The 15,815-nt window shown below is 72.3% G+C and carries 15 protein-coding genes; 9 read left to right on the top strand and 6 right to left on the bottom strand.

Going from position 1 to position 15,815, the window contains the following annotated elements:
• Positions 1 to 38: 38 nt before the first annotated feature.
• Complete coding sequence (locus N912_RS0130970; RefSeq protein ID WP_169747989.1) at positions 39 to 425, bottom strand: cupin domain-containing protein; 387 nt, start codon at positions 423 to 425, stop codon at positions 39 to 41.
• A gap of 133 nt (positions 426 to 558) precedes the next feature.
• Here N912_RS0130970 and N912_RS0130965 point away from each other — a divergent pair, with 133 nt between their 5' ends.
• On the top strand, positions 559 to 1,356 hold the full coding sequence (locus tag N912_RS0130965; protein ID WP_028925446.1) for an enoyl-CoA hydratase/isomerase family protein: 798 nt from the start codon (positions 559 to 561) through the stop codon (positions 1,354 to 1,356).
• Positions 1,357 to 1,481: 125 nt separating this feature from the next.
• Here N912_RS0130965 and N912_RS0130960 read toward each other — a convergent pair whose 3' ends face one another.
• The 4 genes from N912_RS0130960 to N912_RS0130945 all read right to left on the bottom strand — a co-directional run bounded on the left by N912_RS0130960 (position 1,482) and on the right by N912_RS0130945 (position 4,492).
• A complete protein-coding gene (locus tag N912_RS0130960; RefSeq protein ID WP_037067496.1) occupies positions 1,482 to 1,727 on the bottom strand; it encodes a hypothetical protein in 246 nt (81 codons plus the stop codon).
• Positions 1,728 to 1,873: 146 nt separating this feature from the next.
• Entirely contained in the window at positions 1,874 to 3,088 is a 1,215-nt protein-coding gene (locus tag N912_RS0130955) for an acetyl-CoA C-acetyltransferase (RefSeq protein ID WP_028925444.1), read from the bottom strand.
• A 15-nt stretch (positions 3,089 to 3,103) separates the two neighbouring features.
• Positions 3,104 to 3,556, bottom strand: coding sequence for a MaoC family dehydratase (locus tag N912_RS0130950; RefSeq protein ID WP_028925443.1), 453 nt, complete (start codon positions 3,554 to 3,556; stop codon positions 3,104 to 3,106).
• A 114-nt stretch (positions 3,557 to 3,670) separates the two neighbouring features.
• Positions 3,671 to 4,492 carry an ESX secretion-associated protein EspG gene (locus N912_RS0130945; RefSeq protein WP_028925442.1) on the bottom strand — a complete coding sequence of 274 codons (822 nt, stop codon included), beginning with the start codon at positions 4,490 to 4,492 and terminating at the stop codon, positions 3,671 to 3,673.
• Positions 4,493 to 4,784: 292 nt separating this feature from the next.
• Here N912_RS0130945 and N912_RS0130940 point away from each other — a divergent pair, with 292 nt between their 5' ends.
• The 7 genes from N912_RS0130940 (at position 4,785) to N912_RS0130910 (ending at position 14,145) form a co-directional block, all read left to right on the top strand.
• The gene (locus N912_RS0130940; protein WP_028925441.1) at positions 4,785 to 7,157 is read left to right on the top strand and encodes a xanthine dehydrogenase family protein molybdopterin-binding subunit; all 2,373 of its coding nucleotides are present in this window, start codon (positions 4,785 to 4,787) and stop codon (positions 7,155 to 7,157) included.
• A 181-nt stretch (positions 7,158 to 7,338) separates the two neighbouring features.
• Complete coding sequence (locus N912_RS0130935; protein ID WP_028925440.1) at positions 7,339 to 7,902, top strand: cysteine hydrolase family protein; 564 nt, start codon at positions 7,339 to 7,341, stop codon at positions 7,900 to 7,902.
• Positions 7,903 to 7,909: 7 nt separating this feature from the next.
• On the top strand, positions 7,910 to 8,848 hold the full coding sequence (locus tag N912_RS0130930; protein WP_037067494.1) for a GlxA family transcriptional regulator: 939 nt from the start codon (positions 7,910 to 7,912) through the stop codon (positions 8,846 to 8,848).
• A gap of 165 nt (positions 8,849 to 9,013) precedes the next feature.
• Entirely contained in the window at positions 9,014 to 9,640 is a 627-nt protein-coding gene (locus N912_RS0130925) for a superoxide dismutase (RefSeq protein WP_028925438.1), read from the top strand.
• A gap of 359 nt (positions 9,641 to 9,999) precedes the next feature.
• Positions 10,000 to 11,418: a selenium-binding protein SBP56-related protein gene (locus tag N912_RS0130920; RefSeq protein ID WP_028925437.1), complete on the top strand. Its 1,419-nt coding sequence runs from the start codon at positions 10,000 to 10,002 to the stop codon at positions 11,416 to 11,418.
• A 97-nt stretch (positions 11,419 to 11,515) separates the two neighbouring features.
• Positions 11,516 to 13,024, top strand: a complete 1,509-nt coding sequence (locus tag N912_RS0130915) for an AMP-binding protein (protein WP_245645524.1) — start codon at positions 11,516 to 11,518, stop codon at positions 13,022 to 13,024.
• Positions 13,025 to 13,107: 83 nt separating this feature from the next.
• Positions 13,108 to 14,145, top strand: coding sequence for a pentapeptide repeat-containing protein (locus N912_RS0130910; RefSeq protein WP_156994162.1), 1,038 nt, complete (start codon positions 13,108 to 13,110; stop codon positions 14,143 to 14,145).
• Here N912_RS0130910 and N912_RS0130905 read toward each other — a convergent pair.
• Positions 14,114 to 14,755: a TetR/AcrR family transcriptional regulator gene (locus tag N912_RS0130905; protein WP_028925434.1), complete on the bottom strand. Its 642-nt coding sequence runs from the start codon at positions 14,753 to 14,755 to the stop codon at positions 14,114 to 14,116. The genes N912_RS0130910 and N912_RS0130905 overlap by 32 nt on opposite strands.
• A gap of 84 nt (positions 14,756 to 14,839) precedes the next feature.
• Between N912_RS0130905 and N912_RS0130900 the strand changes: the two genes are divergently transcribed.
• Positions 14,840 to 15,805, top strand: a complete 966-nt coding sequence (locus N912_RS0130900; RefSeq protein ID WP_037067493.1) for an oxygenase MpaB family protein — start codon at positions 14,840 to 14,842, stop codon at positions 15,803 to 15,805.
• Positions 15,806 to 15,815: the final 10 nt, after the last annotated feature.

The raw sequence follows: 15,815 nt of genomic DNA, 5'->3' as shown, positions 1-15,815 counted from the left end.
CGTGACGGCCGCCACGTCTCAAGCGTTTTGCCGCCCGGTTAACCCTGTTGGGTGCCGTGGCCGTAGGTGATGGTGACCAGGGTGCCCGCTTCCCGGCCGCGCAGCCGGTGCCAGGTGCCCTTGGGGACCCGGAACGTCTGGCCGGCGTGCAGCGTGACGGTGCGCTCGCCGCCTGCCGCGTCGTCGGAGAGGAGCACGTCGGTCGCGCCGGCGGTCACGTGCAGCAGCTCGTCGCCGTTCGGGTGCATCTCGCGGTGGCCCGGTCCGTCGCTCGGCTCGATCGGGAAGCTCGCGACCAGCCAGCCGGTCAGCATGGCGTCCAGCTCGGCCGGCGGGCGACGCCACAGCTCGGGGCCGTCGAGGAGCGCGGTGGCGCCGTCCGCGTTCAGGTGCACGTACGTACGGGGTAGCTCGAACTGATCCATGCCGTTCATTTCAGCGGCCGTCGGTGGCGGTTGGCTTGGAACTTTGGGAGCCGGGGTGGCCCGATGGGGGGCGCGGGCCCAGGATGGTGCGGCCGGCCGATCACCGGCATCCGCTCGCGCGAAGGGACTGACCATGACCGACCGGTATGCCGGGTTCTCCAGCCTGCGGTTCTCGCGGCCCGCCGACGGGGTGCTGGAGCTGGTGCTGGACGGCCCGAACCTGAACGCGGTGAGCGAGGCGATGCACGCCGAGCTGGCCGACGTCTGGCCGGTGATCCACCGTGACCGGAGCGTGCGGGCGGTGCTGGTGCGCGGCGAGGGGAAGGCGTTCTCGGCCGGCGGTTCGTTCGACATGGTGACCGAGATGGCCGCCGACCCGGTGGTGCGTACCCGGGTGTTCCAGGAGGCCAAGGACCTGGTCTACAACCTGGTGAACTGCGACACCCCGATCGTGTCGGCGATCAACGGGCCCGCGGTGGGTGCCGGGCTGGCGGTGGCGCTGCTCTCCGACGTGTCCATAGCCGGCCGCCGCGCCAAGATCGTCGACGGGCACACCCGGCTTGGCGTGGCGGCCGGCGACCACTCCGCGATCTGCTGGCCGTTGCTGTGCGGCATGGCCAAGGCCAAGTACTACCTGCTCACCTGCGAGGCACTGACCGGCGAGGAGGCCGAGCGGATCGGGCTGGTCTCGCTGTGCGTGGACGACGACGAGCTGACCGCTCGCGCGCTGGAGGTCGCCCAGCGGCTGGCCGCCGGCTCGGTGACCGCCACCCGCTGGACCAAGAACGCGCTGAACCACTGGTACCGGCAGGCCGGGCCGACGTTCGACGCCTCGCTGGCCATGGAGTTCTACGGCTTCGGTCTGGCCGACGTCCAGGAGGGCGTCGCAGCGCTCCGGGAGAAGCGCGCGCCCCGGTTCGACGCCGGCTGACGCGCCCCGCCGCGATGCCGTGGCGGGCCGCCGTGGTGGACAGCCGTGGTGGGCCGCCGTCGTGCGCGGCCGTGTGCCCGGACGCACGACTCGGTGTGCCCGCGCGCCCGACTCGCGGAACGTTCCTAGCGGGTGCCCGCGCGGGCGAGCTCGGCCTGGCCGGCTTCGGTCAGGCGCGCGGGCCAGCGCCCGGTGCCCAGGCCCGGCTGGGCCACCAGCCCGGCCGACACCAGCCGCCGCCCGGCGTCGGCGTCGCAGAACAGCCGGCCGTCGACGAACATCACTGGCTCCGGTCCACGCACGAGCTCGCAGCGGTGGTCGGCCACCGCGTGCAGCAGTGCCAGCTCCCGGCGATTGAGTAGTTCGGTCATCCCTCGGTTCACCTTGCGCCCCCTCCCCGACTACTTACATGGGGATTAACGTCAGGCGACCGTAGAGTGTTTCAGGTCACCCGACCGTTCGGCGCTCCTGGGTGACCGTTCACCGCAGTGGTTGTGGAAGCATGTTTAGCCGGGGTTCAGCTCGTCCGCTCGAACACGGCGGCCAGGCCCTGTCCGCCGCCGATGCACATGGTCTCCAATCCGTAGCGTGCCTCACGGCGGTGCAGCTCGCGGACCAGGGTGGTGAGGATGCGGCAGCCGGTGGCGCCGACCGGGTGGCCCAGCGAGATCCCCGAGCCGTGCACGTTGAACCGGTCGTCCTGCAGCGGCTTGAGGCCCCACTCCCTGGTGCAGGCCAGGACCTGGGCGGCGAACGCCTCGTTGAGCTCGATCAGGTCCATGTCGGCGAGGCTCAGCCCGGCGCGGGCCAGCGCGCGCTCGGTGGCGGGGACCGGCCCGATGCCCATGGTGGCCGGCGGCACCCCGGCCACCGCCCAGGACACCAGCCGGGCCAGCGGCCGCAGCCCGAGCTCGGCGGCCCGGTCCGGGGAGGTGACCACGCACAGGGCGGCGCCGTCGTTCTGCCCGGAGGCGTTGCCGGCGGTGACGGTGGCGTCGGGGTCGTTGCGGCCGAGCACCGCCCGCAGCTTCCCCAGCGACTCCAGGGACGCGTCCGGGCGGATGTGCTCGTCGGAGTCGACGACCGTGTCGCCGCGCCGCCCGCGCACCGTGACCGGCACGATCTCCTCGGCGAACACCCCGACCGCCGCCGCGGCCGCCGCCTTCTGGTGGCTGCGCAGCGCGAGCTCGTCCTGCTCGTCGCGGGGGATGTTGTACTCCCGGCGCAGGTTCTCGGCGGTCTCCAGCATGCCGCCGGGCACCGGGTGGTTCACCCCACCGGCCGTGACCCGGCCCCTGGCCAGCGCGTCGTGCAGCTCGACGCTGGGAACGCCCTTGACGCCCCAGCGCATGGAGCTGGAGTAGAACGGCGCCGAGGACATCGACTCCGCCCCGCCGGCCAGCACCACGTCGGCGGCGCCCGTCTGCACCTGCATGGCGGCGACCAGCACGGACTGCAGCCCGGAGCCGCAGCGGCGATCCAGCTGCAGGCCGGTGGCGGTGACCGGCAGCCCGGCGTCCAGCGCCACCACCCGGCCGAACGCCGGCGCGTCCATGGTCGGGTAGCAGTTGCCCATGATCACGTCGTCCACCGCGTCGCCGGGCAGCCCGGTGCGGGACAGCAGCTCGCGCGCCACCGTCACCGCCAGCTGGTGCGCCGGCACATCGCGCAGCGAGCCGCCGAACCCACCGACAGGGGTCCGCAACGGCTCACAGATCACCGCATCCCGCATATTCGTTCCCGCTCCTTACAGGTAGTACCGGACCAGCGTCTCGGCGACGCACGCCGGACGGTCCGAGCCCTCGATCTCGATGGTGACCTTGTTCGCGACCTGCACGCCGCCCTGCACGTCGTCCACCGAGAGCAGTTCGTAGCTGCCGCGCAGCCGGCTCCCGACGGGCACCGGAGAGGTGAACCGCACCTTGTTCAGCCCGTAGTTGATCGCCATCTTGACGTTCTCCACCCGGTAGGTCTGGGAACCGAAGATCGGTGTCATGGACAGGGTGAGGAAGCCGTGCGCGATGGTGGTGCCGAACGGGCCTGCCTTGGCCTTCTCCGCGTCGACGTGGATCCACTGGTGGTCGCCGGTGGCGTCGGCGAAGCCGTCGATCTGCTTCTGGTCCACCGTCACCCAGTCGCTGGTGCCCACGTGGCTGCCGACGGCGGCCTTGAGCTCGTCAACCCCGTTGAAGACCCGCATCCGCTGATGTCCCTCCCTCGGCTCGCTCGGCGTCCGCACGGTCGTGCGGCTCGTGGCGTCAAGCCAACCACGGTTCGGCCGGCGGCGCCGGGGGTTGTCCACAGGCCGGGCGAACTAGGCCCCCTCGGCGAGCAGCTCACCGGCCAACCTGGCCAGTCCCGGCGCGTCCAGCGGGCACACCGTGACCGTCTCGCCGCCCGGTCCCGGCCGGCGAAGCTGCAGGAAATGGCCGGCCTCGGTGCCGTGGAAGCCGATCACCCACGGCCCGAACCGGGGCACCCCGTCGGTCCAGAACGCGGAGCCGAGCCGGCCGACGGAGACGATCCCGGTGCACATCCGTACCCAGGCCGCCGCGTCCAGCCGGGGTATGCCGCGCGCTACCAGCTGGTCGGCCATGGTCCACAGCTTGCCGTCAGTGGTGGCCTCCCTGGCCGCGTCGAACACCTCGGCCGGCATGTTCACCACGCGCCCGGCCGCGGCCGTCATCGGCCCGGCCAGCCCGACCACCGAAGGAACCAGTTGCGCAGGCCGCACCGGGCGCAGCCGTATCTCGTCACGATGCTGGGCGAGCAGCACGCCGTACCCGCCGGCGGCCGCGGCGATGGCCGTCATGGCGCCGGCCCGCGAGTCCTGCCCGCCGCGCCGGTCCAGCCGCAGGTCGAGCTGGTAGTCCGGGCGGGCGAGCAGTCGCAGCGGGCCGGCCACCATGTTGCCGGGCGCGGACCGGTCGGCCAGGCCGCGCCCGCGCAGCGCAGCCAGCACGGAGGAGAGGACCTTGCGGCGTTCCCGCCAGGTCCGGCCCGGGCTGGGCAGGTCGAGGGTGAGCGGGGTGTTCCCGAGCCCGAGCAGCTCCCAGCAGGCATCGAACTCGACGGTCGAGAGCCGCACGTCGGGAAGGTGGACCGGGCGGGCCATGGCGCCGGCCGGCGCGCTCACCGGTGGACGCGTTCGGCCGACCCGCCGCGGACGGGGGTGGAGACGGCGCCGTCCGCGTTCATGCCGAGCACCGTAGCGCCCGGCCGTGATCGAAGAGGCTGGTTCGGGGAAATGCCGGGAACGGGGGGACCGGCGGGGCGAATGTGGATAACACCGAGAAGATCGGCCTACCGGCGCATTTTACGCGCTATACCAGGCATTCGCCCGGTGCAATGCGCCTAATGGGGCGGCATCCGCTCAACCTGTGGATAGCGTCAAGCCGGATCTTCCGATCAGCATTAGGCTCGACTTCATGGCTGGTTCTTTGTTGGGTACCGAGGTCCGCCGCGTCGAGGATCCCGAGCTGATGCGCGGCGAGGGCACCTATGTCGACAACCTCGAGCTGGGTGCCGACGTGCTGCACCTGGCCTTCGTGCGCTCCCCCCTGCCGCACGCCACAATCTCCGGGGTCGACGTCACCGAGGCCGCCGCCGCGCCCGGTGTCGTCGCCGTATTCACCGCCGACGACCTGAACATCCCCGCCCACCACTCGTTCATACCCGTCAACGAGACGTGCGCCCGCCCGCCACTGGCGCGCGGCAAGGTCCGTTTCGTCGGCGACATCGTGGCGGTGGTGGTCGCCGAGTCCAAGACGGCCGCCGTCGACGCGGTGGAGCTGGTCGAGGTCGACTACGACCCGCTGCCCGCCGCGATCGACCCGGAGGAGGCGCTGGCCGAGGGCGCGCCCGCCCAGTTCGAGGAGCTGGGCGGCAACCTGGCGGCCGGCATCCGCTCCTCGCCGAAGGACGATCCGCTGGCCGACGCCGAGGTGGTGGTGCGCGCCCGCATCGAGAACCAGCGCCTCGCGGTGGTCCCGATGGAGGGCAACGCGATCGCCGTGATCCCCGGCAAGCCCGGTGAGGAACACGAGCTCACCGTGTACGTGTCCACGCAGATGCCGCACGCCTGGCGCCGGCTGGCCGGTGTCCTGTTCGGCATCGAGCAGGAGCGGATCCGGGTGATCGCGCCGCACGTCGGCGGCGGGTTCGGCGGCAAGGCCGGCATCGTCTCCGAGCACAGCATCGCGGTGGCGGCGGCACAGAAGTTGAGCCGTCCGGTGAAGTGGGTGGAGACCCGCTCGGAGAACCTGGTCGGCATGCCGCACGGGCGAGCCCAGGTGCAGTACGCCGAGCTGGGCCTGCGCCGCGACGGCACCATCACCGGCCTGCGCATCCGGCTGATCGGCGACGCCGGGGCGTACGCGGGCTTCGGCGGCGCGCTGGCCATGGGTCCGAGCTACGCCATGGCGCAGGGCGTCTACCGCATTCCCAAGGTCGGGTTCGACGTGGCGGTCGCGGTGACCAACACCACGCCGGTCGGCGCGTTCCGCGGCGCCGGCCGCCCGGAGGCCAGCGCGCTGCTGGAGCGGGTGATCGACCTGGCGGCCACCGAGCTGGACATCGACCCGGTCGAGATCCGCCGGCGCAACTTCCTGCGCGCCGAGGACTTCCCGCTCACCACCGAGGTCGGCACCCGCTACGACAGCGGTGACTACCAGATGACCCTGTCCGAGGCGCTGCGCATCGCCGACTACGACACGCTGCGCGCCGAGCAGGCCCGCCGCCGGGAGTCGGGCGACCGCCGTCAGCTCGGCATCGGGCTGGCCAGCTACGTGGAGATCACGGCCGGCGGTGGCTCCGAGGAGTGGGGCTCGGTCACCGTGCACGAGGACGGCACCGCCACGGCCGCCGTGGGCACCTCCGCGCACGGCCAGGGGCACGCGACCTCGTTCGCGATGCTGGTGTCCGACCGGTTGGGCATCCCGATCGAGCAGATCAAGTTCGTGCAGGCGGACACGGCGGTGGTGCCGCGCGGCGGCGGGACCGGCGGGTCACGGTCGCTGCAGCTGGGCGGCAGCGCGGTGTACGGCGCGGCCGCCAAGGTGCTCGAGCAGGCCCGCGAGCTGGCCGCCGAGCTGCTGGAGGCCTCGGCCGACGACATTGAGGTGACGGACGACGGACAGGTGGGCGTGGCCGGCGTGCCGGACCGGACGGTGAGCTGGGCGCGGCTGGCCACCGCCGCGGCCGAGGCCGGCAAGCCGCTCGCCGCCGAGCTGGACGTCGATCAGGGCGGGCCCACGTTCCCGTTCGGCTGCCATGTCGCGGTGGTCGAGGTGGACACCGACACCGGGTTCGTCACGCCGCTGCGGCACTTCGCGGTGGACGACTGCGGCCGGGTGCTCAACCCGCTGCTCGTGCGCGGACAGCAACACGGCGGCATCGCCCAGGGCATCGCGCAGGCGCTGTGGGAACACGTCAGGTTCGACGCCGACGGCAACCCGACCACCGGCACGCTCGCCGACTACACCGTGCCCACCGCCGCCGACCTGCCCAACTACGACGTCGCCAGCACGGAGACGCCGACCCCGCTCAACGAGCTGGGCGCCAAGGGCATCGGTGAGGCCGCCACCATCGGGGCCACCCCGGCGGTGCAGAACGCGGTGGTCGACGCGCTGGCCCACCTCGGCGTGCGGCACGTCGACATGCCGTGCACGCCGGAACGGGTATGGCGGGCCATCGAGACCGCGCGCAACGGCCAGGCCGACCTGTGGCGCGAACCCCCCGCCATCTTCGCCACCCTGCCCATCCGAGGAGAAACGGAGGACCTCGAAACCGCCGACATCTAACCGACCGCCGTACCCACCGCTCCGCGAGTCGGGCGTCTGAGCACACCGAGTCGGGCGTTTCAGCACACCAGCGCGGACGCCCGGGGTCGGCCGGCAGGGGGCGCGTCCGTGACCGGATCGTTCCGGTCGCGGCCTCGATCGGCCCTGCCGGACGTCGACGCGCCCCGGCAGGATCGGGGCCATGGCCACAGCGCTTCTCGTGATCGACGTCCAGGAGTCCTTCCGGCAGCGGGAGGACTGGGCGCGCATCTCGGCCCCGGACATCGCCGACCGCGTCGCCCGGCTGGTCGAGCACGCCCGCGACCACGGTGACCAGGTCGTCTGGATCCTGCACAGCGAGCCGGGCACCGGCACGGAGTTCGACCCGGAGCTGGGGCACGTACGGCTGCTGCCCGGGCTCGCGCCGAGCGGTGGCGAGCCGGTGCTGTACAAGACCAGCCACAACGCGTTCACCACGACCGACCTCGGCGAACAGCTCACCGCGCGCGGCATCACCGACGTCCTGGTCACCGGGATCCGCACCGAGCAGTGCTGCGAGACCACCGCCCGGCTGGCCAGCGACCTCGGCTACCGGGTGCGGTTCGTGCTCGACGCCACCGCCACCCAGCCCCTGGAGCGGTTCGACGGCGCCGGCGAGCTCAGCGCCGAGGATGTCCAGCGGCACACCGCGAGCGCCCTGCAGGACCGGTTCGCCGAGGTCGTCAGCGTCGACCAGGTGCTCGGAGCACAGGCGCGGGCGTCCTGACCGGATCATGACGGCCGAGCCGAGGACCGTGGTGTTCGCCCTGTCCGAGGGCGTGCACCTGCTCGACCTCGCCGGCCCGGCGCAGGTGTTCTCGACGGCCGGCGAGCTGGGCGGCGCCTACCGGCTGGCGTACACCTCGACCAGCGGGGTCGTGCACAGCCACCAGGGCCTGGGCCTGGTCGTGGACGAACGCTGGCCACCGACCCGCCCGCGCGACATCGTGATCGTGCCGGGCTGGCAGGTCGGCGCCGGGCGGGCGGCCAGGCCGACGCCGAGGGACACCCTGGACCGGATCGTCGCGCACCACGCCAGGGGCGGCCGGGTGGTCAGCGTCTGCGCCGGTTCGTTCGCGCTCGCCGACGCCGGGCTGCTCGACGGGCGGCGGGCCACCACGCACCACGAGGTGCAGGACGAGATGGAGCGGCGCTACCCGGCCGTGAAGGTCGTGCGGGACGTCCTGTTCGTCGCGGATGGGCGGGTGTTCACCTCCGCGGGGATCGCCAGCGGCATCGACCTCGCGCTGCACCTGGTGGCCACCGACCACGGGCCCGCCGTCGCCGCCCGCACGGCCCGCTCCCTCGTCGTCTCCGCGCGCCGCAACGGGGCCGCGCCGCAGGCCAGCGCCATGCTGCGGCACCGAGACCACCTCGCCGACGTGGTCCACCGCGCCCAGGACGTGCTCGACGCGCGGTTCGCCGAGCCGCTCCCGCTGGACGAGCTGGCCGGCCTGCTCGGCGTCAGCTCGCGCACCCTGACCAGGCACTTCCGGGCGGCCACCGGGATCACCCCGCTGCGCTACCAGCACGAGCTGCGGTTGGAGCGGGCGGGCGCGCTGCTGGAGCAGGGCTGGTCGCAGGACTCCGCCGCCCACGAGGTCGGGTTCACCGACGCCCGGATGCTGCGCCGGCTGCGCGCGAGCCGGCGGGAGCGCGACGCCGTCATCTGAGCCGCGGCGGTGCCCGGCGTGCCTGATCCGGTGTCGCCCGGTCGGGCGTGCCGAATCGGCATGAGGGTTCACACACCGGCCGCGACCCTGGCACCGGGATACCGCCGGGACTATGTTGCAATCGTCTTGCAAATACCAGAGTCAGGCACTGAGGAGCACACACCGATGGCGGAGTACGTCCTGCCAGAGCTGGACTACGACTACGCGGCCCTGGAGCCCGCGATCAGCGGCGAGATCATGGAGCTGCACCACAGCAAGCACCACGCGGCCTACGTGAAGGGCGCGAACGACACGCTGGAGAAGCTGGCCACCGCCCGGGAGAACGGCGACTTCGGCGCGATCGTCGGGCTGGAGAAGACGCTGGCGTTCAACCTCGCCGGGCACGCCATGCACACGGTGTTCTGGAAGAACCTCACCTCGCCGTCCAGCGCCGCCGCCAACCCCGACGGCGAGCTGGCCGCCGCCGTGGACGAGTTCTTCGGCTCGGCGGACAAGCTGCGCGCGCACATGACCGCCGTGTCCACCACGATCCAGGGCTCGGGCTGGGGCGTGCTGGCCTGGGAGCCGATCGGCCAGCGGCTGATCGTGCACCAGCTCTACGACCACCAGGCGAACATGTCGATGTCGGCGGTGCCGCTGCTCGTGTTCGACATGTGGGAGCACGCGTTCTACCTGCAGTACCGCAACGTCAAGGCGGACTACGTGAAGGGCCTGTGGACGATCGTGAACTGGGGCGACGTGGCCGAGCGGTTCGCCGCCGCCCGCGCCGCGCGGACCCCGGTCGCCGCCTGACCGCTCCCCCTCAGACCCGCGCTTGGTGATCGTTTCCGACAACTCGAACGCCAGCGCGGCGCGGGGGCCTCGCCGCTGCCCCGCCCGGGGCTCGACACGGCGGCGAGGCCCCCGCGACCCTCCACCCGACGCGGTGTGCCGAAACGCGCGACTCGATGTGCTGAAACGCCCGACTCGCGGGAACTTGGGCGGGCGGGGGCGCGACGGGAGGGTTGCCTGCGGCGGCCGGGCCCGCTTGGGTGATACCCATGCCCGCGGTGCTCGTACGGCGACTGTATGTCGACCTGCTCAGGGTGTGCGCCAGTTCCTGTCGTCCTTGCCGGTAGCCATCAGCCCATCGACGACAGGAGCCCGAGCGCATGACCACGCACACCGACCCGACCTTCTACCGCACCCCAGGTGAGGCCGCCGCCGCGCCCGCCGAGAAGCTCGCCTACGTGGTCGCGTTCGACCGCGCCGGTGAGAAGCCCGACGCGCTGACCGTGCTCGACGTCGATCCCGAGTCCTCCGGCTACGGACGGATCGTGGGCTGGACCGACCTGCCGACCAGGGGCGACGAGCTGCACCACTTCGGCTGGAACGCCTGCTCCAGCGCGCTGCTGCACGAGGGCCACGACCACGGCGCCGACGGCCTGCAGCGCCGCTACCTGCTGCTGCCCGGGCTGCGCAGCTCGAACATCCACGTCTACGACACCCAGCCGGACCCGGCGCAGCCCAAGCTGGTCAAGACGATCACCGCCGAGGAGCTGGCCAGCAAGGCCGGCTACTCGCGCCCGCACACCCTGCACTGCGGCCCGGACGGGCTGTTTCTGTCCTGCCTCGGGTCTGGCGGCGCCTCAAGCAACGGCGACGGCCCCGGCGGGATCGCGCTGCTCGACCACAACACGTTCGACGTGCTGCGCGCCTGGGAGACCGACCGAGGCCCGCAGTACCTGGCCTACGACGCCTGGTGGCACCTGCGGCGCAACACGCTGGTCACCAGCGAGTGGGGCACCCCGTCGATGATCGAGGACGGGATCAACCCGGAACTGCTGCTCGGCAACAAGTACGGCCACAAGCTGCACTTCTGGGACCTGGCCAAGGGCGTGCACCAGCAGGAGATCGACTTCGGCGCCGAGCACCAGATGGTGCTGGAGCTGCGCCCGGCGCACGACCCGGAGGGCAGCCACGGGTTCGCCGGCGTGGTGATCTCCACCGCCGACCTGTCCGCCTCGGTGTGGCGCTGGTACCTCGACGGCGACCGGTGGGCGGCGGACAAGGTGATCACGATCCCGGCCGAGCCCGCCGAGGAGGACGACCTGCCGCCCGCGCTCAAGCCGTTCAAGGCGGTCCCGCCGCTGGTCACGGACATCAACCTGTCCGTGGACGACCAGCGGCTCTACGTCTCCTGCTGGGGCACCGGCGAGCTCAAGCAGTACGACGTGTCCGACCCGGCGCACCCGCGCGAGATCGGCTCGGTGCACCTGGGCGGCATCGTGCGCCGCGCCGCGCACCCGGGCGCGCCCGAGCTGCCGCTGGCCGGCGGGCCGCAGATGGTCGAGGTCAGCAGGGACGGCCGGCGGGTGTACCTGACCAACTCGCTGTACGGCTCCTGGGACGACCAGTTCTACCCGGACGGCGTCGGCGCCTGGGCCGCCAAGCTGGACGTCGACCCGGCCGGCGGGATCTCGGTAGACCCGAGGTTCTTCCCGCACGGCGACGAGTTCCGAGGCCTGCGCGCGCACCAGGTCCGCCTCCAGGGCGGCGACGCCTCTTCCGACTCCTACTGTTACCGCTGATCAGAACCCGTGAGTGGCTAGGGCCGTCATAGCGGCCCTAGCCACTCACGGGTTGTTCGGCGGGCGGGGTTCGGCGGGCGGAGGCATGCTGGACGGCGTGCCGCCTGACGACAGCGTGACCCCGTTCGCTGGTTACGGGTGGGGCGCGTACACGAGCGAGGACGGCACCCCGGTCGGCGTGGGGTTGGACGCGCTGGCCGCCGTTGATCCGGACGCGCCGGCGGTGAGCTGCGCGGGCGTCACGGTGAGTCGTGCGGAGCTGGCGCGGCGGTCGAATCGGTTGGCCCGCGAGCTGGCCGGGCGCGGGGTGCGCGAGGGCGACCTGGTCACCATCGGGCTGCCCAACGGCGTGGCGTTCTATGTCGCGGCGGTGGCGGCGTGGAAGCTCGGCGCCGTCCCGCAGCCGGTGTCCGCGCGGCTGCCGGCGGCGGAGTTGGCAGCGCTGGTGGAGATCGCCGATCCCGCCATCGTGATCGGGCTCGACGCCGGTGCCGCGCGCGCCTGGCTGCCGGCCGGGTTCGAGCCCGATCCCAGGCTCTCCGACGCGCCGCTGCCGCCGGCCACCCCGCCGTCGTGGAAGGCGCCGACCTCGGGCGGCAGCACCGGCCGTCCGAAGATCATCGTCGCCGGTGGCGCCGGCACCACCGAGGTGATCACTGCCCGGGCCGGCGCGCTGCGGATCGCGCCGGACGAGGTGTTCCTGGTCACCGCGCCGCTCTACCACAACGCGCCGTTCATGTTCTCGCTGATCGCGCTGGTCGCGGGCGGGCACGTGGTGGTCATGGAGCGGTTCGACGCCGCCGACGTGCTGCGGCACGTGGCCGAGCACCGGGTCACCTGGCTGTACGCGGTGCCCACCCTGATGGGGCGGATGCTCCGGCTTCCGGACGAGGTGCGCGCGGGCGCCGACCTGTCGTCGGTGCGGACATTGCTGCACGTCGGCGCGCCGTGCCCGGAGCACGTCAAGCGCGGCTGGCTGGACTGGCTCGGCCCTTCGAAGATCCTGGAGCTCTATGCCGGCACCGAGTCGATCGCCGTGTGCATGATCGACGGCGAGGACTGGCTGCGGCATCCCGGCTCGGTCGGGCGCCCCAGCTCCGGCGAGCTGCTGATCACCGATGACGACTTCCGGCCGCTGCCGGCCGGCCAGGTCGGCGAGGTGTGGATGCGCCCGCCGGACGGGGTGCGCACCTACCGCTACCTGGGCGCGCGGGCGCGCGAGCGGGACGGCTGGCAGTCCATCGGCGACATGGGCCGGCTCGATGCCGAGGGCTACCTGTACCTGGCCGACCGGCGCGAGGACATGATCCTGGTCGGGGGCGCGAACGTGTACCCGGCCGAGGTAGAGGCCGCGCTGGAGGAGCACCCGGCGGTGGCGTCCTCGGCGGTGATCGGGCTGCCGGACGATGACCTGGGCAACTCCGTGCACGCCATCGTCCAGGCCAGCGCCGAGGTCACCGACGCCGAGCTGTCCGCTCACCTCCGTACCAAGCTCGCGCCGCACAAGCTCCCGCGCACGTTCGAGCGCACCCCCGAACCGCTGCGCGACCCCGCCGGCAAGATCCGCCGCTCCGCCCTGCGCGCCGCCCGCCTCCCGGAGCGCTGAGTTTGCGCGATACGGCCCACTGACGGCCGGCGGGCGGGCAGAATGTTCGACTCGTGGGGGTTGTGTGGCTGGTTGTGCCCGGTGTGGTGGTCGCGGTGGCGGCCCTCGGAGTGGCGGCGTCGGTGGCGGTGGCGGCGCGGCCGCAGTGGTTGCTGATCGCGAGCCTGCTCGGTTCGGTAGGGGCGTTGTTGCTGGTCACCGGGTGGTTGCTGGCCGATCCGGGCAGCTCTCGGGTGGAGGCGCTCAAGACCGGAGGGCTGGCCGGCGGCGCGGTGCTGGCGCTGTACGCGTTGTGGATCAACGATCGGCGGCGGCGGACGGAGGAGGCTCGGCAGCAGGTCGAGCGGGACCGGGTGGAGCAGGACCGGGAGCGGACCGCGAACGAGCGGTTCGCCAAGGCGGTCGAGCTGCTCGGGCACGATGCCGACCAGGTGCGGGTCGGGGCGTTGCATGCGCTGGCCGGGGTGGCTCGCGACAGGCCCGACCGGACACAGACGGTGCTCGACGTGCTGTGTTCCTACCTGCGCCGACCGTTCAACCACCCCAACTATATGGCCATGCCCCGCGATCCTGACCTGGCCGAGGCCACGTCCGATGGGTCCTGGCCCGTCGAGCAGATGGCCGATGCTGACCGGGAACGCGTCGTGCGGTTGACCGCACAGGACCTGATCATCGAGCTGTTGCCGAGTGCGTCGGCGTCCGAGCCGAACCGGTACGACCTCGACCTGACCGAGGCGAGTGTGGAGTATCTCGACCTGCGCGGACGTGCGATCGGCCGGTTAACCGCGCGACGGGCGCGATTCTTCGGGACCAGCCGGTTGCGTGGCGTCCATGCGTACAAGCGGGTGCTGTTCAGCGGGGCGACGTTTCTCGGGCGTGTGGAACTCGACTCCGCGCGCTTCGATGGCGGCCTGTCGTTGCTCCGTGTCCGGTTCGGTGGGCAGGTGCAGGTGTCCGATACGACCGTGCGGATCTTCGCAAACCTCCGTACGAAGGCGCCGGTGGATCAAGTCGGCTCGTTGACGATCGACACCGACGCAGAGGTCAAGACCGACGGATTCGACGGCTGGGCGATCCGGGTCGACACGGTCAGCGGGGGCGGGCCAGTGGCATCGCGGTGAGCAGCATGCGGACGCAGTAGTCGGTCAGTTCGGGCTCGGAGGCGGCCAGGGTGCCGTCCAGCCAGCGGATGAACAGGTTGGACAGCGCGCCGATCAGGGCGGTCGCGGTCATGCGTTCCTCGAGCGGGGCATCCGGGACGGCGGAGCCGTTGGCGGCGAGCTGGACCCTGATCAGCTCGGCGAACATCGGCATCAGCTCGACGGCGCGGGCGCTCAGGGCGGCGTCGGTCATCGGGACCAGGAGCAGCACGCGGCCCTTGCGCGGGTCGCCGGTGATCAGGCCGAGGAAGGACTCCACGGCGGCCCTGGCGATCGCCTCCGGTTCGCCGCGGCCGGTGACCGCGTTCGCGACCGCGCCGGCGAGCACGTCCCTGGCCTCCTCGGCGACCTGGTCGTACACCGCGACCAGCAGCTCTTCCCGGTCGGCGAAGCTCTCGTAGAAGTACCTGTCGGTGAGCTTGGCGTGCCGGCACACCGAGCGGACCGTGACCGCCGCGCTGCCCCGCCCGCCGAGCAGCTCGAACCCGACCTCCATCAGCCGGCGCCGGCGCGCGTCCCGGCGCACGTCCAGGGTGGTGCCGCCCCACACCTTGGGCGCCCCCTGGGCCACGCCGAACCTCCACGAACGATCAGTGATTGACGACAGGTGTCGTCGATCGTACGCTGATGACACCCGTCATCAGTTGGAGCCGCGATGACCCAGGACGTGACCCGCCAGCCGGATCAGCCCGTTGACGACGCGCCGGGCTACCCACCGCTCGGGCCGGAGTCGTTGACCTGGCGGCTGTTCGGGGACTGGCGCGGGCTGTTGCAGGGTCCGTGGGCCGGGTCGATGCAGAACATGCACCCGCAGCTCGGCGCCGCGGTCGAGCAGCACTCCATCTTCTTCACCGAGCGATGGGAGCGGCTGTTCCGCTCGCTCTACCCGATCGGCGGCGTGGTGTTCGACGGCGACCGGGCGCCGAGCACCGGCCGGCAGGTCCGCAACTACCACCGGGGGATCTCCGGGACGGACTCGAAGGGCCGGCGGTACAACGCGCTCAACCCGGAGGTGTTCTTCTGGGCGCACGCCACGTTCGTGATGGGCACCGCCCGGGTGAGCGACTACCTCGGCTACCCGCTGACCGACGCGCAGCGCGAGCAGCTCTGGGCCGAGGGCATCCGCTGGTACGCCATGTACGGCATGCCGATGCGCGACATCCCGCCGGACTGGGCCTCGTTCCAGGCCTACTGGGACCGGATGTGCACCGAGGTGCTGGAGGACAACAAGGCCACCAGGGACGTGCTGGACCTCTCCGAGCTGGCCAAACCGCCGCACGCGAGCTGGCTGCCGGACGCGGTGTGGCGGGTGCTGCGCGTCCCGATCGCCAAGGGGTTCGTCTGGCTGACCGTCGGCATGTACGACCCGCCGATCCGCGAGCTGCTCGGCTACCGCTGGACCGCGCGGGACGAACGGCTGCTCCGGTTGTTCAGGCTGGTGATACGCAACGTGTGGAAGCTGGTGCCGTTCGAGCGGCGCTACCACCCGCGCGCCCGGGCGGCCTGGCGACGCGCGCGCGGCAAGCTGCCTCCGGACGCGCCATTGGTCGAAACCCCCGCCCGCAACCTCCCCCCGCCGGAGTACCGCGACTCCCCCCACCACTACCAGGGCGGGCATTAGCGGCGGCCGG

The sequence above is a fragment of the Actinospineispora acaciae DSM 45401 genome (genome assembly GCF_000620785.1).
In the GTDB taxonomy this organism is placed as follows: Bacteria; Actinomycetota; Actinomycetes; order Mycobacteriales; family Pseudonocardiaceae; genus Pseudonocardia; species Pseudonocardia acaciae.
The sequence above is the reverse complement of the archived record's forward strand: the minus strand, read 5'-3'. Positions and strand labels throughout refer to the sequence as shown.